The organism is Burkholderia sp. BCC0322, assembly GCF_902833045.1.
Taxonomy (GTDB): Bacteria; Pseudomonadota; Gammaproteobacteria; order Burkholderiales; family Burkholderiaceae; genus Burkholderia.
In genome coordinates this window covers 128,873-149,211 of sequence record NZ_CADFDU010000016.1, presented here as the reverse complement: position 1 = coordinate 149,211, position 20,339 = coordinate 128,873, and the positions used below count along the sequence as shown (strand labels likewise).

The window sequence follows — 20,339 nt, the reverse complement described above, 5'->3', positions numbered from 1 at the left end:
GCGGAACCAGTAAAATACCGCGCGTCCCGGGCAGCGCAGCGCACGCCGCGCGCCCGCTTTCGGAGCAGTCCAAGCACACCGTTGTTTCGATTCGCTTTTTTACGGAACTCAACGTTTTGTCCACGACGTTATCCACACGAGGTGTGGACAACGTCCCGATGAATGACGAAATTCAGCGCCTATGTCAACGAAGAAACCCAGCGCGGCCTATAGCGAAGCATCGATCAAGGTGCTCAAGGGTCTCGAGCCGGTCAAGCAGCGCCCCGGCATGTACACCCGTACCGAGAATCCGCTTCACATCATCCAGGAAGTTATCGACAACGCGTCCGACGAGGCGCTCGGCGGCTACGGCAAGCAGATCACGGTCACGCTGCACGCGGACCAGTCGGTATCTGTCGAGGACGACGGCCGCGGCATCCCGTTCGGCATGCACCCGGAAGAGGGCGTGCCGGTCGTGGAGATCGTCTTCACGCGCCTGCACGCGGGCGGCAAGTTCGACAAGGCCGCGGGCGGCGCCTACACGTTCTCCGGCGGCCTGCACGGCGTCGGCGTGTCGGTGACGAACGCGCTGGCGACGCGCCTCGACGTGACGGTCTGGCGCGACGGCAAGATCGCGGAACTCGGCTTCGCCGACGGCGATGTGGTGAAGCCGCTCGCGACGCAAGGTGCGGGCCGCGGCGAGAAGAAGTCCGGCACGCGCGTGCAGGTGTGGCCGAATCCGAAGTACTTCGATTCGCCGAACCTGCCGCTCGGCGAACTGCAGCGCCTGCTGCGCTCGAAGGCCGTGCTGCTGCCGGGCGTCGAGGTCGTGCTCGTCAACGAGAAGACCGGCGAGCGCCAGACGTGGAAATATGAGGACGGCCTGCGCGGCTACCTGCTCGACGAAATGAACGGCAGCGAGCTGCTGATCCCGCTGTTCGAAGGCGAGCGTTTCGCCGATTCGCGTTCGGGCGACGACACCTTCGCCGAAGGCGAGGGCGCGTCGTGGGTCGTCGCATGGAGCGAGGAAGGCTCGCTCGTGCGTGAGTCGTACGTGAACCTGATCCCGACGCCGGCCGGCGGCACACACGAATCCGGCCTGCGAGACGGTCTCTACCAGGCGGTCAAAAGCTTCGTCGAACTGCACAACCTGCAGCCGAAGGGCGTGAAGCTGCTCGCGGAAGACGTGTTTGCGCGCGTGTCGTTCGTGCTGTCCGCAAAAGTGCTCGATCCGCAGTTCCAGGGGCAGATCAAGGAACGCCTGAACAGCCGCGACGCGGTGAAGCTCGTGTCGTCGTTCTCGCGTCCGGCACTGGAGCTGTGGCTGAACCAGCACGTCGAGCACGGCAAGAAGCTCGCCGAACTGGTGATCAAGCAGGCGCAGGCGCGCACGCGTGCGGGCCAGAAGGTCGAGAAGCGCAAGAGCTCGGGCGTCGCGGTGCTGCCCGGCAAGCTGACCGATTGCGAGACGGAAGATATCGCGCGCAACGAACTGTTCCTCGTCGAGGGCGACTCGGCGGGCGGCTCAGCGAAGATGGGCCGCGACAAGGAATATCAGGCGATCCTGCCGCTGCGCGGCAAGGTGCTGAACACATGGGAAACCGAGCGCGACCGCCTGTTCGCGAACAACGAGGTGCACGACATCTCGGTCGCGATCGGCGTCGATCCGCACAGCCCGGACGACACCGTCGACCTGTCGAACCTGCGCTACGGCAAGATCTGCATCCTGTCGGACGCGGACGTCGATGGCTCGCACATCCAGGTGCTGCTGCTCACGCTGTTCTTCAAGCATTTCCCGCAACTGATCGAGCGCGGCCACGTGTACGTCGCGCGTCCGCCGCTGTTCCGCGTCGATGCGCCCGCGCGCGGCAAGAAGCCCGCGCAGAAGCTCTATGCGCTCGACGACGGCGAACTCGAAGCGATCCTCGACAAGCTGCGCAAGGACGGCGTGCGCGAGACGCAATGGAGCATCAGCCGCTTCAAGGGTCTCGGCGAAATGAGCGCCGAGCAGCTGTGGGATACGACGATGAACCCCGACACGCGCCGCCTGATGCCGGTGAAGCTCGGCGAGCTCGACTACGAGGCGACCGTCGCGCGCATGACGATGCTGATGGGCAAGGGCGAGGCAGCCGCGCGGCGCGGCTGGCTCGAGGAAAAGGGCAACGACGTCGAAGCGGATATCTAAGCCGAGCGCCCGCGCGGCCGCGGATGACACCCGGCCCGGCCTCACGCCACTTACGAATACGGAATTCAGATGGACGACAACACTTCCGATCTCTTCGCCGGTTCCGATGCACCGGACGCCGAAGCGCTGACGCTCGGCAACTACGCGGAGCAGGCGTATCTCAGCTACGCGGTCAGCGTCGTGAAGAGCCGCGCGCTGCCCGACGTGTGCGACGGCCAGAAGCCGGTGCAGCGCCGGATTCTCTACGCGATGAACGAAATGGGCCTCGGCCCGGACGCGAAGCCGGTGAAGTCGGCGCGCGTGGTCGGCGACGTGCTCGGTAAATACCACCCGCACGGCGACCAGTCGGCGTACGACGCACTGGTGCGTCTCGCGCAGGATTTCTCGCTGCGCTACCCGCTGATCGACGGGCAGGGCAACTTCGGCTCGCGCGACGGCGACGGCGCGGCGGCGATGCGATACACCGAAGCACGCCTCACGCCGATCGCGAAGCTGCTGCTCGACGAGATCGACCAGGGCACGGTCGACTTCATGCCGAACTACGACGGCTCGTTCGAGGAGCCGAAGACGCTGCCGAGCCGCATGCCGTTCGTGCTGCTGAACGGCGCGTCGGGCATCGCGGTCGGTCTCGCGACCGAAATCCCTTCGCACAACCTGCGCGAAGTCGCGGCGGCGGCGGTCGCGCTGATCCGCAATCCGAAGCTCACGCACGCGGAGCTGATGAACCTGATTCCCGGCCCGGATTTCCCGGGCGGCGGCCAGATCATCTCGAGCGACACGGAAATCGCGGCGGCCTATGAAACCGGTCGCGGTAGCCTGAAGGTGCGCGCGAAATGGAAGATCGAGGATCTGGCGCGCGGCCAGTGGCAGCTCGTCGTCACCGAGCTGCCGCCGAGCACGTCGGGCCAGAAGGTGCTCGAGGAAATCGAGGAGCTGACGAACCCGAAGCTCAAGCTCGGCAAGAAGACGCTCACGCCCGAGCAGCTCAACACGAAGAAGGCGATGCTCGACCTGCTCGACGCAGTGCGCGACGAGTCGGGCAAGGAAGCGGCGGTGCGGCTCGTGTTCGAGCCGAAGTCGCGCACGATCGACCAGACGGAATTCGTGAACACGCTGCTCGCGTATACGAGCCTCGAATCGAACGCGACGCTGAACCTCGTGATGATCGGCGCCGATGGCCGGCCGGGCCAGAAGGGCCTGCTGACGATCCTCGACGAGTGGGTGAAGTTCCGCCAGTTGACGATGACGCGCCGGTGCCGCCATCGTCTCGCGAAGGTCGACGACCGCATCCACATCCTCGAAGGGCGGATGATCGTCTTCCTGAACATCGACGAGGTGATCCGCATCATCCGCGAGTCGGACGAGCCGAAGGCCGCGCTGATGAGCGCGTTCGGCCTCAGCGAACGGCAGGCGGAAGACATTCTCGAAATCCGCCTGCGCCAGCTCGCGCGGCTCGAGAAGATCAAGATCGAGAAGGAACTCGAAGCGCTGCGCGACGAAAAGGCGAAGCTCGAGGAACTGCTCGCGAACGAAAGCGCGATGAAGCGGCTGATGATCAAGGAGATCGAGGCCGACGCGAAGCAGTATGGCGACGACCGCCGTACGCTGATCCAGCAGGAAAAGCGCGCGACGTTCGAGGCGAAGGTGGTCGACGAACCGGTGACGGTCGTCGTGTCGCAGAAGGGCTGGGTGCGTGCATTGAAGGGCCACGGGCTCGACCCGGCCGGCTTCACGTTCAAGGCCGGCGACCATCTGTATGCGGCGTTCCAGTGCCGCACGCCCGACCGCCTGATCGCGTGGGGCAGCAGCGGCCGCGTGTACTCGGTCGACGTGTCGGTGCTGCCGGGCGGGCGTGGTGACGGCGTGCCTGTCACGTCGCTGATCGAGCTCGAATCGGGCTCGCACCTGATGCATTACTTCGCGGCGCCGGCCGACCAGCAACTGCTGCTCGCATCGAGCAACGGCTTCGGCTTCCTCGCGAAGGTCGGTGACATGGTGAGCCGCGTGAAGGCCGGTAAGGCATTCATGACGATCGACGCAGGCGCGGTGCCGCTCGCGCCAATGCCCGTGCTGCCGAATGCAACGCAGATTGCGTGCCTGTCGAGCGGCGGCCGCCTGCTCGTGTTCGGGATGGACGAGATGAAGACGCTGTCCGGCGGCGGGCGCGGCGTGATCCTGATGGCGCTCGACGACAAGGAAACGCTCGTTCAGGCGCTCGCGATCGATCCGGCGGGCGTCGTGCTGATCGGCACCGGCCGCGGCGGCAAGGCGATGGACGAGACGCTGTCGTATGCTGGGCTGGCGCCGCACGTCGGCAAGCGCGCACGCAAGGGCCGCGCGCCCGACACGAAGCTCAAGGTCGTCAGCGAACTGCGTCCGCTACTCGGCTGACGCTGCGCACGTTCGATCGTCCGGCTCGGCCGCGATCGAAGGCCGCACCTCCGCTTCGGCGGACGTGCGGCCTTTCCTTTTGGAGGGACGATTCGGGTAAGCAAGTGTGGCGCTGTCGCGCGGAACTTGCAAAATACTGTGAAATCGCGCCTGGGGTCTGAACCGTACAGCGACAATCCGGTCGAACGTCGCTTGAGCCGCGTGCGACGCGGCCGTTCGCCGCACCCAACTCCTCACAGGATCGCCGTCATGTCCCATGCTGTCTCCGTCGCGCTGTTTCTTCATCTGCTGGCCGTCGCCGTGTGGGTGGGCGGGATGGTCTTCGCCAACTTCTGCCTGCGTCCGGCGCTGTCCGACCTGTCGCCGCAGCTTCGGTTGCCGCTGATCGAAGGCGTGTTCGGCCGCTTCTTCAACTGGGTTTCGGGTTCCGTGATCGTGATCCTGCTGTCCGGCGGCTTCCTGCTCGTGGAATTCGGCGGCGCGCACGCGACGTGGTCGCTGCACGCGATGGCCGGGCTCGGCGTCGTGATGATGCTGATCTTCGGGTATATCCGGTTCGCGCTGTTCCCACGCATCCGCCGTGCCGTGCAGGCACAGAAGTGGCCGGACGGCGCGCGCGCGGTGAATACGGTGCGCTTGCTCGTCCTCGTGAACCTCGTGCTCGGCGTCGTCACGATCGGCGCGGCGGTGCTGTCGCGCGGGTTCTGATCGACCGGGGCTGGCCGGCTCGCGTGCAGCCGCCGCTGCACCGGCAAGCGCTGTTACGCGGCCAGCATCGCATCGAGCAGCCATGAGCCGACCGGGCCGAGCGGCCGGTTGCGCGACCAGACCGCATCGACCCGTACGCGGCGAGGCCAGCCGCGTGCACACAGCTCGCACAGGCGATCGCGCGCAAAGTGGTCGACCATCCAGCGCGGCAGTTCGGCCCAGCCGAATCCCAGCACGGCCATCTCCAGCAGCATCAGGTAGCTCGGCGCCAGCCAGTGCTGCGTGCCGACGACGATCCGGTCGTCGGCGCCGCGGCCTTCCGTTTTCACATAGGTATTGAGGCGCAGTTCGCGCACGTCGCGCAGCGCGGCGTGCGGCACGTCGGCATCGCCGTATGCGGCGAGCGCGTGCGTGCGGCCGACGAACAGCCCGATCTCCGACTCCTCCGCGATCGTCGCCGCGCCGATATCGGCCGGGTAGCTCGCCCGCGCGGCCATCAGCCCGAGCTGCGCGCGCCCCTGCTGGATCAGGTCGAGCACGTCGTCGTGCTCGGCGATCTGGCATTCGAGCTCGAGCGCCGGAAAGCGCTGTTCGAGCGCCAGCAACGTTTCCTCGTAGCGCTTCGACTGGTACGTATCCGATACGACCAGCGTCAGCCGTGCTTCTTCGCCACGCGCCAGCCGCGCGGCCGTGCGGTCGATCGCCGCGCCGGCTTCGAGCGCGCGCTGCACTTGCGGCAACAGTGCGCGCCCGGCGTCGGTCAGCGTCGGCGCGCGCGTCGAGCGGTCGAACAACTGCACGCCGAGATCGATCTCGAGGTTCGCGATCGCCTCCGACACGGTCGACTGGCGCTTGCCGAGCTTGCGCGCAGCGGCCGTGAACGAGCCGAGCGAGGCGGCTTCGGCGAATGCGAGCAGGGCTTCGGGTGTATGGCGCATGCGGCGCTCCGGATGGCGATATATCGGTGAAACCGATGATATCAAACTGGATTCACACGGTTTCGCCGATCAAAATGGCTGCCATCAGTGAAGTACACGAATCGGAGGGAATCATGAAACAGGTCAACAAAACGGTGACGGAACGGCTGCTGCATGCACTGACGTTCGAGCTGGTTGCGATCGCGCTGTGCGCGCCGATCGGCGCGTGGCTGCTCGACATGCCGGTGGCGCACGTTGGCGTGCTGACGGTGATGGTGTCGCTGATCGCGATGGCGTGGAATATGGCGTTCAACACGCTGTTCGACCGCTTCGAGCGGCGGGCGGGATTGAAGCGCACGCTCGGCATGCGGATCGCGCATGCGGTCATGTTCGAGCTCGGCCTCGTCGCGATGGTGGTGCCGGTAGCCGCGTGGTGGCTGAACGTGAGCCTCGTCGAGGCGCTGCTGCTCGACCTCGGCATCGTGCTGTTCTTCCTGCCTTACACGTTCTGCTTCAACCTCGCGTACGACGCGTTGCGCGCCCGCTGGATGGCGCGCCGGGTCGCGGTGCAGGCAGGTTGAAGACGCACGGGCGAGAGGGGCGAATGCCGGTAGCACCCGGCGGGGCGGCGGCGGTCGCCCGTCAGCGCGCGGCGGCCAGCAGCCACACGCCGCACGCAACCGCGACCGTGCCGTACACGGCATAGACGGGCACCTTGAAGCGCGCAAAGCATAGCGTCGCGAACGCGCCCGTCAGCCAGTAAACGGGGTCGGCTGGTTCGCGGTACAGGATCTTCACGACGGCGACGACGAGAAAGCCCGTCGTCGCGGCACGCAGCAGGCGCATCCCGTGCTCGAAGCGCGAGTGGCGCTTGAGCCGGAACAGGTGGTTCTGCGCAAACACGACGAGGCACCCCGACGGAATGAACAGCGCGGCCGTCGCGAGCAGCGCGCCGACCCAGCCGTCGGTCAGGTAGCCGAGAAACGGCACGACGTTCAGCAGCGGTCCCGGCGCGACAGGGGACAGTGCGAACGCAAGCGTGAAGTCGTGATCGGAGATGCCCGTTGCGGGCGTGACGAACAACGTCTTGAGCACGGGCAGCGCGGAAAAGCCGCCGCCGAACAGCGTCATGCCGGCGCCGGCGAGGCGAGGCCACAGCAGCGTCGCCTGGTAATCGCCGGGCAGCGGCACCGCGAACAGCGTGACGAGCACGCCGAGCAGCACGAGCAGGTTGCGGTCGCGGGTCGACAGCGTGAAATCGACTGCGTCGCGTTGCGGCGGTCCCGTCAGCCAGCCCGCCGCGAATGCCGCGAAGAGAATCCCGACGAAAGCGGCCGCATTATGCGCGAAAGCGAGCAGAATCGTCGACAGTGCGGCGATCAGTTGTTCGCGCCGCGTGCGCGCGAGCGAGCGCAGCTGCTTGGCCCACGTGACGCCGATCAGCGCGGCGAGCACCATCCCGAAGTGATTGATCAGCATCGGCGCGGCCAGCGAGCGCACGAGCGGCGTGCGATAGAAGATCGCGAACAGCGTCATCAGGATGGAGAACGGCAGCACGCTGGCGATGCCGGCGATCCACGCGCCGACGCGGCCGTGCAGGATCTGGCCGACCTGCACCGCAACGTTGCAGCCGACGGGGCCCGGCACCAGCCAGGCAAGCGCGACGAGATCGCCGAATACGTTGGGCTCGATGCGCCGCAGCCGTTCCACGTAGTGGCGTTCGAGCTGCGCCATCATCGACAGCCCGCCCCACGAAACCGCCGAAATGCTGGCGACGACCTTGAACAGGTCCCACAGGGAAGCCTGCGCCTGTTCGACATCATCGGTCGCTTCGATTTCGACGGTGGTCATGTTGGTGGTGTGGGCAAGGGGCCCGATCTCTCGCGTGTGGCCATGCCGGCGGCCCGCCGACACCTTGGCCCTCCCGATTGTCCGCCGCGCACCGTGACACTGCCATGCGCGAAAACGCTAGTTCATGAACCAGGCAATCGGATCGGAAAACGAAACAATGACGGCGCGCCACGGCCGCGGGGCGCTTACGCGCCCGTGCTGCCGGTCGCGCGGTGCGCGATCACGTTCGGCGAGTCGCCGCGAACGCCGAAGCGCGCGATCAGCGCAGGAATCGCGTCGGCCGGCACCGGTCGCGAGAACAGGAAGCCCTGCGCCTCGATCTCGCCGAGCGCGGCCAGCCACGTGATCTGCTCCTCGGTTTCCGTGCCTTCGACGACGACGGTCAGGCCAAGCGAGCGCGCGAGATGCACGATCGACGACACCATCACGCATACGCTGCGGTCGTTCGGGATGGCCTGCACGAACGAGCGGTCGACCTTCAGCGTGTCGACGGAGAAGCGGTGCAGGTACGACAGCGACGAATAGCCGGTGCCGAAATCGTCGAGTGCGATCCGGATACCGAGTTTCTTCAGTGCGACGATCTTCTCGGACACGAGCTCCGGATATTCCATCATCGCGGTTTCGGTGATCTCGATTTCGAGCCGGTTCGCGTCGATGCCGGTTTCCTGCAGCGTGCGCGAGATCGTCTCGATCAGGTCGCCGCGCCAGAACTGCACGGGCGAGATGTTGACCGCGAGCGTCAGCGTGTCGTGGCCCTCGTCGCGCCAGCGCGCGATCTGCTCGCACGCGGTGCGGATCACGAAGTCGCCGATCGGCACGATCAGGCCGGTCGATTCGGCGATCGAAATGAATTCGTTCGCGGAGATGATCCCGTGCTCGGGGTGATCCCAGCGCGCGAGCGCCTCGAAGCCGGTGATGTGGCGGTGCGTGAGGTCGATCTTCGGCTGGTACGCGAGGAACAGCTGCCCCTCGGCGAGCGCGACGCGCAGTTGCTGTTCCCAGCGCATCAGGTGGTCGGCGCGGTGCGACAGGTGCGGCGCATAGAACTGGTAACAGTTCTTGCCGGCGTCCTTCGCGCTGTACATCGCCAGGTCGGCCTTCTTCAGCAGGTCGATCTCGCTTTCGTTCGCGACGGAGTGCAGCGCGATGCCGATGCTCGCATGCAGCACGAACGAGCTGCCGCGCACGTCGAACGGGTCGCCGAACATCCGGATGATCGCCTCCGCGAGTCGCACCGCGCGCCGCTCGACGTCGTCGCCCTTCATCACGACGACGAATTCGTCGCCGCCGATGCGCGCGAGCGAGCCTTCGTCTCCGACCGCATCGGACAGGCGCGACGCGGTCATCTGCAGCACGATGTCGCCGGCGTTGTGGCCGAGCGTGTCGTTGACGGTCTTGAAGTTGTCGAGATCGATGAACAGCAGCCCGAGCCGCGACAGGCTCGTCGGCATCGACACGTCGTTGCGCAGCCCGCGCAGCGTCGCGTAGCGGTTCGCGAGGCCGGTGAGCAGGTCGTATTCGGCGAGCTGCGTCATTTCGCGCTCACGGCCGAGCAGCTTGCCGATCAGGCCCGTTGCGACGCCGAAGAACGCAAGCATCGCGAGCGTGATGAAGCTCGTCATCAGCAGGTAGACGTTGCGCGTGTGGTAGTAGTCCGCGAATTCCTCGGTTTGCGACAGCCCGACCATCACCGCGAGCGGGTAGCCGTCGAGGTGGCGGTACGACACGATGCGCGTCACGCCGTCGATCGGGTCGATGATCGTGCCCGTCACGCGCTCGGCGATCGGGTAGACGCCCGACGCCGAAAACGCGCCGGGTGCGTTGCTGAGCGAGCCCGTGCGCCGCGCGAGCACGGCGCCCGTGTCGGACACGACCGCGATCACGCCTTCCTTGCCGATCGCCGCGTTGTTGTAGAAGTCGTTCGTGAAATAGCTCGGGTCTTCCGACACGACGACGATGCCCGCGAAGCTGCCGTCCGGGTTGTTCAGGCGCCGCGTCATCTGCAGCGTCCAGTGGCTCGACACGCGGCCGAGCACGGGCTTGCTGATGAACAGGCGGTCGTCGTTGTGCGCGAGGTGGACCTTGAAGTGCTCGCGGTCGGACAGGTTGATCGGCTGCGGGTGAAGCTCGGCCGTGTTCGCGAACAGGATGCCCTTCGCGTTGACGAGCGACACCTGGATCAGCGTGTCGCTCGGCACGACGCCTTTCTCGACGGCGCTGGCGAGGTTGAAGCGGGCCGGCGACTTCTCGAATTCGAACTTGACGAAGCGGGTGATCTGGTCGACCTGGTGGATCGCCTTGACCGTATGCTGCTCGAGCGCGGAGGACAGGATCGCCGCGGAAGCCGCCGCTTCCTTGTACGCGCTGTCCTTTTCCACCGACAGACGCGCGATGATCACGGCCCACAGCAGCGCAAGCGCCAGCATCCCGAGCAGCGGGATCGCAAATAGCGCACGCCGGCGCGATCTGCGCGGCGCGCGTAGCGGCCGGGTCGGCGGCGTGTGGTTGGACCGGGCGGAGCTCATCGAAGAGGGTGGCGTCCTGCTCGCGTGCGCCATCCGTCCGGATGGCTGGCTATGGTTCGGGTTGTCCCGACGTCTGTTCGTTCGCGGGACACGCAACCATGGACAGACCTCCGAAACAACGGATTAGGCCCGATATTACTGGCTGGAACGTTTTTGCGATAGCCGGGCAAATCGTAGGCGGCGCCGGACGGACCGGCGCCGTCGCACATCGCGAAATGTCAGGCGGGTGACAGGAAGGTGCCGTCGACGACCGTGACGACATGGCCGCCGACCCACGTGGTGCCGTCTTCGTCGTAGCTGACGAAGATGCGGCCGTCGCGGCCGATCGCCGTACCCTGGCGGGCCGTATACGACTGGCCGGGGCGGCGTTCCTGCCGCGTCAGCAACCCGGCGAGCGCGGCGTTTGCGCTGCCGGTGACGGGATCCTCGCCGAAGCCGAAGTTGCCGCCCGTCATCAGGCAGCGGATTTCGAACGTCGCGGGGCCGCCTTCGGCGTGCGGCGCGTAGAGCGCGACGCCGTCTGTGTCGTAGCGGCGCGTGAGCGCCGCCAGCGCGGCCGGATCGGGCGTCAGGCCGAGGCAGGCGTCTGCCGACTTCAGCCGCACGACCAGCCACGGTGCGCCGTTGTCGACCGCGCAAGGCTCGGCATCCAGATCGAGCGCGTCGCTGCGCAACGCGGCAGCCAGTGCCGCGTAGTCCGAACGGTCGAGCGGCGTGACGCGGGCCGGCGGCGCGGCGAACGCCCAGCCGTCGGCCTGCTCGCGCAGCGCGACCCGGCCGACCCCGCACTGCTGGATCAGCCGGCCCGGCGTGCGCGGCTGTGCGCCGCTTTCCAGGAACGCATGCGCGGTGCCCAGCGTCGGGTGGCCGGCGAACGGCAGCTCGCCCTCCGTCGTGAAGATCCGGACGCGGTAGTCGGCTTCCGGATCGGTCGGCGTGCAGACGAACGTCGTTTCCGACAGGTTCGTCCAGCGGGCGATGGCGAGCATGTCGGCGTCGCCGAGCGAATCGGCGTCGAACACCACGGCGAGCGCGTTGCCCTTGAACGGCACCGACGTGAACACGTCGACCTGCTTGAAGCGGACCCGATGACCGGACATCACGGTGCGTCCGTTACGCAACTTCGGCGATCAGTTCGATTTCGACGCACGCGCCGAGCGGGATCTGCGCAACGCCGAACGCCGAGCGCGCGTGCTTGCCTGCGTCGCCGAACACTTCCGCGATCAGTTCCGACGCGCCGTTCGTCACGACGTGCTGTTCGGTGAAGTCGAGCGTCGAGTTGACGAGGCTCATCAGCTTGACGATGCGCGTGACCTTGTTCAGGTCGCCGGTGTGGGCGTGCAGCGTCGCGAGCAGGTCGATCGCGATCGAGCGGGCGGCGGCCTTGCCGTCTTCCGTCTGCAGATCCGCGCCGAGCTTGCCGGCCCAGACCTTGCCGTCCTTCTTCGCGATGTGGCCCGACAGGTAGACCGTGTTGCCGCTTTGTGCGCTCATCACGTAGGCGGCGGCCGGTGCACCGGCGGTCGGGAGCTCGATGCCGAGCGACTTCAGCTTGTCGTAGACGTTAGCCATGTGTTCGATTCCTCGTAAAGGGTCGTGACAGGAAAAAGGGGATCAGAGGCGCTCGCGCAGCAGCTTGCCGAGGCGCGCGACGCCTTCCTCGATCTTCTCGGGCGGCACCGTCACGAACGACAGGCGCAGCGTGTTCTGCTGCGCGTTGTCCGCGAAGAACGGCGCGCCCGGCACGAACGCGACGTGGTTGTCGACGGCCGCGGCGAGCAGCTTCATGCTGTCGATCTGCCCCGGCAGGTTCACCCAGATGAACATCCCGCCTTCCGGGCGGTTCCACGTGACGCCTGCCGGCATGTGGCGCTCGAGCGCGCCGAGCATCGCGTCGCACTGCGCGCTGTACAGCTCGCGGATCGTCGGGATGTGCTCGTCGAGGAAGCCGTCCTTGATCACTTCGTGCGCGATGCGCTGCGTGAGCGTCGGCGTGTGCAGGTCGGTGGCCTGCTTGGCCTGCACGAGCTTGAAGTGGAGTTCCTCGGGCGCGATGATGTACCCGATCCGCAGGCCCGGCGCGAGCACCTTCGAGAACGTACCGAGGTGCACGATGTGGTCCGGCGCCATCGACAGCATCGTCGGCAGCGGCTCGCCGCGGTAGTTCAGCGCGCCGTACGGATCGTCTTCCAGCACCGGGAACGGGCTCGACTGCGCGAACGCGGCAAGCGCGCGGCGGCGCTCGACGGGCAGGCGGCGGCCGGTCGGGTTCTGGAAGTTCGGCTGCGCGTACAGCAGGCGCGCGCCTTGCGTGAGTTCGGGCGTGAGGCCGTCCGGCAGCAGGCCCTGCTCGTCGGTCGGCACCTGCACGTAGCGCGGTTCGTACAGCGAGAACGACTGCAGCGCGCCGAGGTAGGTCGGGGTTTCGACGAGGATCGGGCTGCCCGGATCGACGAGCGCCTTGCCGAGCAGGTCGAGCGCCTGCTGCGAGCCGGTCGTGATCAGCACCTGCGACACGCGCACGCTGTAGCGCTCGGCGATCCATTCGCGCAGCGGCAGGTAGCCTTCGGTCGCGCTGTACTGGAGCGCGGCGGCCGGCGCGTCGCGCAGCACGCGATCGGCGGCCGCGCGCATGCGCTCGGCCGGGAACGTGGCAGGGGCGGGCAGGCCGCCGGCGAACGAGATGACCTCGGGGCGTTCCGTGACCTTCAGGATTTCGCGGATCGCAGAGCTCGTCAGCTTGCGTGCGCGTTCGGAAAGCTGCCAGTGCGGCGGATGCAGGTCGCTCGGATTCATAGTCTCCTCGTTCGGATATCGTGGTCAGTCAAGAAAGGTCGTTCGGGCAAATCGCTTCGACGCCGCCGGGTGGGCAGGCACGAGCGCGATCGAGCCTTCGCGGCCGGGTGGGCAAACCGATCAGGCAAAACGTCCATTATGGCGCAGCTGTTCAGCCGGCGCGAGCCGGTTGCGGGGCGGCGGCGACCGCCGAGCGGCGCCCGAGCACCACGGTGGCGATCACCGCGGCGGCGAACAGCCACGTCGACGGCGTCACCGTTTCGCCGAACAGCAGCGCGGAAAAGGCGATCGTGAAGAAAATCTGCAGCAGTTGCACCTGGCCGACGCGCGCGATGCCGCCCATCGCGAGCCCCGCATACCACGCGAAAAAGCCGATGAATTGCGAAAAGAGGGTCACGTAGCCGAATGCGAGCCACGTGCGCAGTGCGAGCGGGCCCGGATGCGCGGCATGCTGCATCCACGCGAGCCAGCCGACCGGCAGCACGAGGAATGGCGCGGACACGACGAGCGCCCAGCAGATCACCTGCCAGCCGCCGATCTGGCGCGCGAGGCGCGCGCCTTCCGCATAACCGAGCGCGCCGATGCCGACCGCGACGAGCATCAGCGCGTCGCCGGCCTGCACGGTGCCGCCGCCGTCGCGCAGCGCGAACGCGATCACGAGCGCGCTGCCGGCCACCGCGCTGGCCCAGAACGCCTTCGACGGCCGCTCGTGCGACAGCCAGGCCGCGTACAGCGCGACGAACAGCGGCTGCAGGCCGTTGACCACCGCGCCGTGCGAGGCCGGGACCGTTTTCATCGCCCACGCGGAGAACACCGGGTACGCGATGATCACGCCAGCCGACGTGATCGCGAGGCTTTTCAGCTGCGCGCGGGTCGGCAGCGGCTCGCGGCGCCACCACAGCAGCAGGCCCGCCGGCACCGCGGCGGCGAGCGCGCGGCCGAGCCCGTTGAGCAGCGGATGGAGTTCGGAGACGACGATACGCGTCATCGGCAGCGTCAGGCTGAAGATCATCACGCCGATGAGGCCGAGCAGCATGCCCCGGGTTTCGCGCGAATTCATGTCGTGGGTGTCTCCGTGTTGCAGTGTCGGTGTAGTCGAAGGGGCGGCGAGGCGCTCAGCGCAGCGTGCGCGCGCCCTGCGGCGTGTCGAATTCGGCGACCAGCGCGGGCGGGCCGTCGGCGGCTTCGAGGTCGAGCAGGTGGGCGGCGCCGAGCCAGTCGAGCTGCTTGCGGATCGCGTCCGCATGCGGGTGGGTGCCCTTGAGCGCCGTCAGCGCGACGCCGTCGCCCGGCAGCGATTCGGCCGGGTGGCGCGCGCTGTCCCACTGGATCAGCGACGGCAGGAGGCCATCGCCTGCGCCTTGCCATGCGGGGAACGTGCCGTCATCGGGCACCGTGAGGCCCCAGCTCAGGTCGCCGCGCCGCATCGCGACGACCGGCGGGATGCGCGCCGGATACTGGCGCTGCCACAGCGCGAGCTGGCGCGGACGGTCGACGCGCGCGACCCAGTGCGCGAGAAATGGGCCTTGCGCGAGCCGCGCGTGCATGGCCGGGTCGTCGAGCCCGAACAGCCGTGCGCGCGGCGGCTGCGCGCCGTCGTTCGGCGCCGGCGCATCGGGATCGATCGCGATCACTTCGAGGTAGAGCCCGCCCCACGCGCCGAACAGCGCATTGTGGGTCCGCATCAACGGGTGGCGGCCGCCGCCGGCCGGTTCGATACCGAGCGCGTCGGCGACATGGCGTACGCCTTCGTCGAGCGTGCGCGCGGCGATCACGAGATGGTCGAGTGTCAGGGAGCGGGCTGGCATGAACGTCGGTCAGGAAGCGAAAGTGTCATGGTGGGCAGGCGACGCGCGGGGCGGTGGCCGGACCGGCCGGCGTACCGGCCGCAATGCAGGCCGGCGGGCGCGGTGCCAGGTGCGGCGGGGCCGAGACGGTGGCCGCACCGTCGCCATTCCGGTCAACTGTAATCGTCGCTACCGGCACAGTAACGGTACAATCGGCACGATAGCCTTCGGTACAGTTGGAGCTGCCGCCCATGTCCACCGTCCCACTCGCCCAGATTCCCGTGCCGCACGACACTGCCACGCTCACGCTCGTCGACCAGCTTGTCCAGTGGGCGCGGCGGCGCATCGACGAACGCGTGTTCCGGCCCGGCATGCGGATGCCGTCGATCCGCAAGCTCGCGCTCGACAAAAGCGTGTCGCGCTTCACCGTCGTCGAGGCTTACGAGCGCCTCGTCGCACAGGGCTACCTCGACTCGCGGCGCGGCTCGGGCTTCTACGTGCGCGAGCGCACGGCCGCCGGCCCGCAGCTGGCCGACAGCGTCGCACGCGTGGCCGAGGCCGCGCCGGTGCACAACACGATCGACGTCGTCTGGCTGCTGCGCAACATGCTGCACACCGTCAGCCCGGAAAAGGGGCCGGGTCTCGGCTATTTGCCGGGCCGCTGGCTCGACGGCGAGCTGATCACCGGCGCGCTGCGCGCGCTGGGGCGCCAGTCCGGCGCGCAGATGCTCGGCTTCGGCACCGCGCAGGGCTTCCTGCCGCTGCGCCAGCAATTGCAGACGCGCCTCGCCGAAGTGGAGATCGGCGCGAAGCCCGAACAGATCGTGCTGGTGTCGGGGATCACGCAGGCGATCGACCTGATCTCGCGAATCTATGTGAAGCCCGGCGATGCGGTGATCGTCGGCGATCCTGCGTGGTTCCAGATGTTCGGCCGCTTCGCGGCGCAGGGCGCGCAGCTCGTCGGGATGCCGTACACGCCGGACGGCCCCGATCTCGACGCGCTCGAGACGCTCGTGCAGATGTGGCGGCCGAAGATGCTCGTGATCAACTCGGTGCTGCAGAACCCGACCGGCACGTCGCTGTCGGCCGCGCAGGCGTTCCGGATCCTGAAGCTCGCGGAGGCGTACGACTTCCTCGTCGTCGAGGACGACGTGTACGGCGACCTGTGCCCGCCGAGCTATCCGGCCACGTGCCTCGCGAGCCTCGACCAGCTCAAGCGCGTGATCTACCTCGGCAGCTATTCGAAGACGCTCGCCGCGAACCTGCGGGTCGGCTACGTCGCGTGCGCGCCGGAGATCGCGAAGGCGATCACCGACCAGAAGATGCTGGTCGGGATGACGACGCCCGAGCTCAACGAGCGCGTGCTGTACAAGATCCTGACCGAAGGGCATTACCGGCGCCATGTCGAGCGGCTGCGCGCGCGGCTCGACGGCGTGCGCGACAAGACCGCGCGGATGCTGGAGCGCACCGGGCTGGGGCTGTTCACGATGCCTGCGGCCGGGATGTTCCTGTGGGCCGACACGGGCGTCGATTCGGACGCGCTCGCGGCCGCCGCGCACGAAGCGGGATTCCTGCTGACGCCCGGCAGCCTGTTTTCGCCGCAGCAGTCGTCGTCGACGTGGACGCGCTTCAACGTCGCGAACTGCGGCGATCCGGCGTTGCCGGGGTTTCTCGCGCGCTATATCGACTCGGCCGTGCGACGCGCGTCGTGACGCGGCGCCGCACGCCGGCCCTTGAAATCGCATGTGCCGCCCCCAGATAGGCGCGCGAACCGCCGGCGCCGGGCGGTCGCCCGTTCGCGGGCCTCGCGGCATCGCGCGCCGGCCGCCTGCGCCACACCATCCAAGTTCAAGTAAGAGGAAACAGCATCCATGGCACATGAAACGATGAGCTTTCAGGCAGAGGTCAAGCAACTCCTCCACCTGATGATCCATTCGCTCTACAGCAACAAGGAAATCTTCCTGCGCGAACTGGTGTCGAACGCGTCCGACGCGGCCGACAAGCTGCGTTTCGAGGGGCTCGCGGACAACGCGCTGTACGAAAACGATCCGAACCTGCGCATCCGCATCGGCTACGACAAGGCCGCGCGCACGATCACGATCGACGACAACGGCATCGGCATGAGCCGCGATGAAGCCATCGCGAACCTCGGCACGATCGCGCGCTCGGGCACCAAGGAATTCTTCACGAAGCTGTCCGGCGACCAGCAGAAGGATGCGGCGCTGATCGGCCAGTTCGGTGTCGGTTTCTATTCGGGCTTCATCGTCGCCGACAAGATCACCGTCGAGACGCGTCGCGCGGGCCTGCCGGCGAGCGAGGCCGTGCGCTGGGAAAGCGCGGGCGAAGGCGATTTCACGATCGACGCGATCGAGCGCGCGCAGCGCGGCACGACGATCACGCTGCACCTGCGCGAAGGCGAGGACGAACTGCTGTCGTCGCATCGCCTGAAGTCGATCATCCAGAAGTACTCCGACCACATCGCGCTGCCGATCCTGATGCAGAAGGAAGAATGGGATCAGGAAAAGGGCGAGATGGTCCTGAAGGACGAGGGCGAGACCGTCAACCAGGCGAGCGCACTGTGGACGCGTTCGAAGGGCGACGTCACCGACGAGCAGTACACGCAGTTCTACCAGCACATCGCGCACGACCACCAGGATCCGCTCACGTGGACGCATAACCGCGTCGAGGGCCGCAGCGAGTACACGCAACTGCTGTTCGTGCCGTCGCACGCACCGTTCGACCTGTGGAACCGCGACTATCGCGGCGGCCTGAAGCTGTACGTGAAGCGCGTGTTCATCATGGACGACGCCGAGCAACTGCTGCCCCAATACCTGCGCTTCGTGAAGGGCGTCGTCGATTCGGCCGACCTGCCGCTGAACGTGTCGCGCGAGATCCTGCAGGAAAGCCGCGACGTGAAGGCGATCCGCGAAGGCGTGACGAAGCGCGCGCTGTCGATGCTCGAAGAGCTCGCGAACGCGGAAGAGGATGCCGGCAAGGAAAAGTACAAGACGTTCTGGGGCGCATTCGGCCAGGTGCTGAAGGAAGGCCTCGGCGAGGATCACGCGAACCGCGAGCGCATCGCGAAGCTGCTGCGCTTCGCGTCGACGCACGGCGATACCGACGCGCAGGACGTGTCGCTTGCCGACTACGTGTCGCGCATGAAGCCCGAGCAGAGCAAGATCTACTACGTGACGGCCGATACGTGGCAAGCGGCGAAGAACAGCCCGCATCTCGAAGTGTTCCGCAAGAAGGGTGTCGAGGTGCTGCTGCTGACCGATCGCGTCGACGAATGGATGCTGTCGTTCCTGCATGAATTCGACGGCAAGCCGCTCGCAAGCGTCGCGCGCGGCGATCTCGACCTCGGCGAGCTGAACGACGAAGAGAAGAAGGCGCAGGAACAAGCGGGCGAGGCGATCAAGCCCGTCGTCGAGAAGATGAAGGAAGCGCTCGGCGACAAGGTGAAGGAAGTGCGCGTCACGTTCCGCCTGACCGATTCGCCGTCGTGCCTCGTTGCCGACGACAACGACATGAGCGGCTACCTGCAGCGGATGCTGAAGGCGGCTGGCCAGAACGCGCCGGCGATGCAGCCGATCCTCGAGATCAATCCGGAGCACGCGCTCGTGAAGCAGTTGAACGCAGACAGCGCCGATTTCGGCGACTGGTGCCATCTGCTGTTCGATCAGGCGCTGCTGGCCGAAGGCGGCATGCTCGACGATCCGGCGAGCTTCGTGAAGCGGACCAACGCGCTGCTGCTGTCGCGCGCCGCGTGAAGACGCGCCTGCGATTCGACGGCGGTCAGGCCGGCTGGCGCGAGACGCCGCGGCCTGGCTGCACGCTCGACCAGCGCGACTGGCTGACGCGCGGCGGATCGCTGACCGCGCACCTCGCGCGGCTCGGCCGCGTGAGCGTGCGCGTGACGCGCGAGGCCGTCGACTGTCCGTGGTTCGACGAGCCGGACGCGGTCGCCAGTGCACCGCGCGCGCCGATGTGGGTGCGCGAGGTGATCCTCTCGGTCGACGGCGCGCCGTTCGTCGCCGCGCACAGCATCGCGCCGCTTTCCGCCAGCAAGGGGGTATGGCAGGCCATGCGGCGGCTGCGCACGCGGCCGCTCGCGGAGCTGCTGTACAGCGATCCGCAGGTCGAGCGTTCGGCGCTCGTCAGCCGGCGCGTGATCGCCGGCCATCCGCTGTATGCGCTGGCGACCCATGCGCTTGGCGGTGCGCGAGCGCCGCATGCGTTCGTCGCACGGCGCTCGGTGTTCCAGCGTCACGGCAAGCCGTTGATGGTCACCGAGTGCATGCTGCCCGCGCTGTGGCGCCATCTCGATGCGCACGGCGACGGGCCGCGCTCGGGCGGGCCGGGCGGAGGCGCGTAATGTTGCGGGGTTTCCCGCCGGTCGTCACGGCGAATACGCACACGATGATCATCGGCAGCTTTCCGGGCGAGGCGTCGCTGGATGCCGCGCAGTACTACGCGCATCCGCGCAACCAGTTCTGGCGGCTGCTAGGCACGGTGCTCGGCGAGCACGGGCTGCACGAACTCGCGTACGACGCGCGGCTCGAATGCGTGCTGTCGCACGGGATCGGCATCTGGGACGTACTGGCCGCGTGCCATCGCGAGGGCAGCCTCGATTCGGCGATTCGGAATGCGAAGCCGAACGACTTCGACTCATTGCGTGAGCATGCGCCGCTGTTGAAGAAGGTCTGCTTCAACGGCAAGACGGCGGGGCGGTTTGCGGAGGTGATCGGCGCGGCGGGGTACGACACGCTTGTGCTGCCTTCGTCGAGCCCGGCGAATGCGATGCTGACGTTCGAGCAGAAGCTGGTGCAGTGGCACGGGATTCGCGCGTGACGCATTGACGGATCGTCCCTCATTCGTCCTTGCCCCAGCGCCATTTCGGCTTGTCGCCCTTCAGCCAGCACACGACTGTGAGCGCAGCCACCAGCGCTACGATGCATGCCGCGAACGCCAGCGGTGACCGGGCGGGCGAGACGTGCGTCGCAACCGCGACGATCCCGAGCACAAAGAGCAGCAGGACGACCCAGCCTTGCCACGCGACCGGCAACCCCCATCCCCAGCCGTAGCGTTTCGCCGGGAACCAGATCTTCTTGTGGATCGACTCCATGGAACCTCCTCGACGCCGCGCGGACACCTGATCGCATTGTGCGCCGAATCCGATCGAGGCATGGCGCGCCGACGG

17 protein-coding genes are annotated in these 20,339 nt (G+C 67.3%); 8 read left to right on the top strand and 9 right to left on the bottom strand.

All coding sequences use genetic code 11. The features are described from left to right. Positions 1–181 precede the first annotated feature (181 nt). The 3 genes from parE to HWX39_RS31540 all read left to right on the top strand — a co-directional run bounded on the left by parE (position 182) and on the right by HWX39_RS31540 (position 5,263). The gene (gene parE, locus HWX39_RS31550; protein ID WP_175951056.1) at positions 182–2,164 is read left to right on the top strand and encodes a DNA topoisomerase IV subunit B; all 1,983 of its coding nucleotides are present in this window, start codon (positions 182–184) and stop codon (positions 2,162–2,164) included. Between the two features lie 69 nt (positions 2,165–2,233). Then, complete coding sequence (parC, locus tag HWX39_RS31545; protein ID WP_175971526.1) at positions 2,234–4,555, top strand: DNA topoisomerase IV subunit A; 2,322 nt, start codon at positions 2,234–2,236, stop codon at positions 4,553–4,555. Between the two features lie 249 nt (positions 4,556–4,804). After that, positions 4,805–5,263: a CopD family protein gene (locus HWX39_RS31540; RefSeq protein ID WP_175971525.1), complete on the top strand. Its 459-nt coding sequence runs from the start codon at positions 4,805–4,807 to the stop codon at positions 5,261–5,263. A gap of 53 nt (positions 5,264–5,316) precedes the next feature. On the opposite strand, the gene HWX39_RS31535 is transcribed toward HWX39_RS31540, so the two are convergent. Next, positions 5,317–6,201 (bottom strand): LysR family transcriptional regulator, encoded by an 885-nt coding sequence (locus tag HWX39_RS31535; RefSeq protein ID WP_175971524.1) that lies wholly within the window; start codon positions 6,199–6,201, stop codon positions 5,317–5,319. A 113-nt stretch (positions 6,202–6,314) separates the two neighbouring features. Between HWX39_RS31535 and HWX39_RS31530 the strand changes: the two genes are divergently transcribed. Beyond that, complete coding sequence (locus HWX39_RS31530) at positions 6,315–6,761, top strand: multidrug/biocide efflux PACE transporter (RefSeq protein WP_175971523.1); 447 nt, start codon at positions 6,315–6,317, stop codon at positions 6,759–6,761. A 61-nt stretch (positions 6,762–6,822) separates the two neighbouring features. Here the strand turns inward: HWX39_RS31530 and HWX39_RS31525 are convergent, their stop codons facing one another. The 7 genes from HWX39_RS31525 to HWX39_RS31495 form a co-directional block, all read right to left on the bottom strand. Beyond that, a complete protein-coding gene (locus HWX39_RS31525) occupies positions 6,823–8,031 on the bottom strand; it encodes a chromate transporter (protein ID WP_175971522.1) in 1,209 nt (402 codons plus the stop codon). Positions 8,032–8,216: 185 nt separating this feature from the next. Further along, the gene (locus HWX39_RS31520; RefSeq protein ID WP_175971521.1) at positions 8,217–10,556 is read right to left on the bottom strand and encodes an EAL domain-containing protein; all 2,340 of its coding nucleotides are present in this window, start codon (positions 10,554–10,556) and stop codon (positions 8,217–8,219) included. A gap of 218 nt (positions 10,557–10,774) precedes the next feature. Next, positions 10,775–11,656: a PhzF family phenazine biosynthesis protein gene (locus HWX39_RS31515; protein WP_175971520.1), complete on the bottom strand. Its 882-nt coding sequence runs from the start codon at positions 11,654–11,656 to the stop codon at positions 10,775–10,777. Between the two features lie 13 nt (positions 11,657–11,669). Beyond that, positions 11,670–12,128, bottom strand: coding sequence for a RidA family protein (locus tag HWX39_RS31510; protein WP_006478174.1), 459 nt, complete (start codon positions 12,126–12,128; stop codon positions 11,670–11,672). Positions 12,129–12,170: 42 nt separating this feature from the next. After that, the gene (locus HWX39_RS31505; protein WP_175971519.1) at positions 12,171–13,352 is read right to left on the bottom strand and encodes a PLP-dependent aminotransferase family protein; all 1,182 of its coding nucleotides are present in this window, start codon (positions 13,350–13,352) and stop codon (positions 12,171–12,173) included. A 151-nt stretch (positions 13,353–13,503) separates the two neighbouring features. After that, positions 13,504–14,412, bottom strand: coding sequence for a DMT family transporter (locus HWX39_RS31500; protein ID WP_175971518.1), 909 nt, complete (start codon positions 14,410–14,412; stop codon positions 13,504–13,506). 55 nt (positions 14,413–14,467) lie between these two features. Beyond that, on the bottom strand, positions 14,468–15,160 hold the full coding sequence (locus HWX39_RS31495; protein WP_175971517.1) for a VOC family protein: 693 nt from the start codon (positions 15,158–15,160) through the stop codon (positions 14,468–14,470). 230 nt (positions 15,161–15,390) lie between these two features. Between HWX39_RS31495 and HWX39_RS31490 the strand changes: the two genes are divergently transcribed. From HWX39_RS31490 to HWX39_RS31475, 4 genes are all read left to right on the top strand, one after another. Beyond that, positions 15,391–16,851, top strand: coding sequence for a PLP-dependent aminotransferase family protein (locus HWX39_RS31490; RefSeq protein ID WP_175971516.1), 1,461 nt, complete (start codon positions 15,391–15,393; stop codon positions 16,849–16,851). Between the two features lie 159 nt (positions 16,852–17,010). Next, on the top strand, positions 17,011–18,909 hold the full coding sequence (htpG, locus tag HWX39_RS31485) for a molecular chaperone HtpG (RefSeq protein WP_175971515.1): 1,899 nt from the start codon (positions 17,011–17,013) through the stop codon (positions 18,907–18,909). Between the two features lie 8 nt (positions 18,910–18,917). Beyond that, the gene (locus HWX39_RS31480; protein WP_175971539.1) at positions 18,918–19,514 is read left to right on the top strand and encodes a chorismate lyase; all 597 of its coding nucleotides are present in this window, start codon (positions 18,918–18,920) and stop codon (positions 19,512–19,514) included. Next, a complete protein-coding gene (locus HWX39_RS31475) occupies positions 19,514–19,990 on the top strand; it encodes a DNA-deoxyinosine glycosylase (RefSeq protein ID WP_175971514.1) in 477 nt (158 codons plus the stop codon). The genes HWX39_RS31480 and HWX39_RS31475 overlap by 1 nt, the downstream gene beginning before the upstream one ends. 19 nt (positions 19,991–20,009) lie before the next feature. Here the strand turns inward: HWX39_RS31475 and HWX39_RS31470 are convergent, their stop codons facing one another. Further along, positions 20,010–20,264, bottom strand: coding sequence for a hypothetical protein (locus HWX39_RS31470; RefSeq protein WP_175971513.1), 255 nt, complete (start codon positions 20,262–20,264; stop codon positions 20,010–20,012). Positions 20,265–20,339 lie beyond the last annotated feature (75 nt).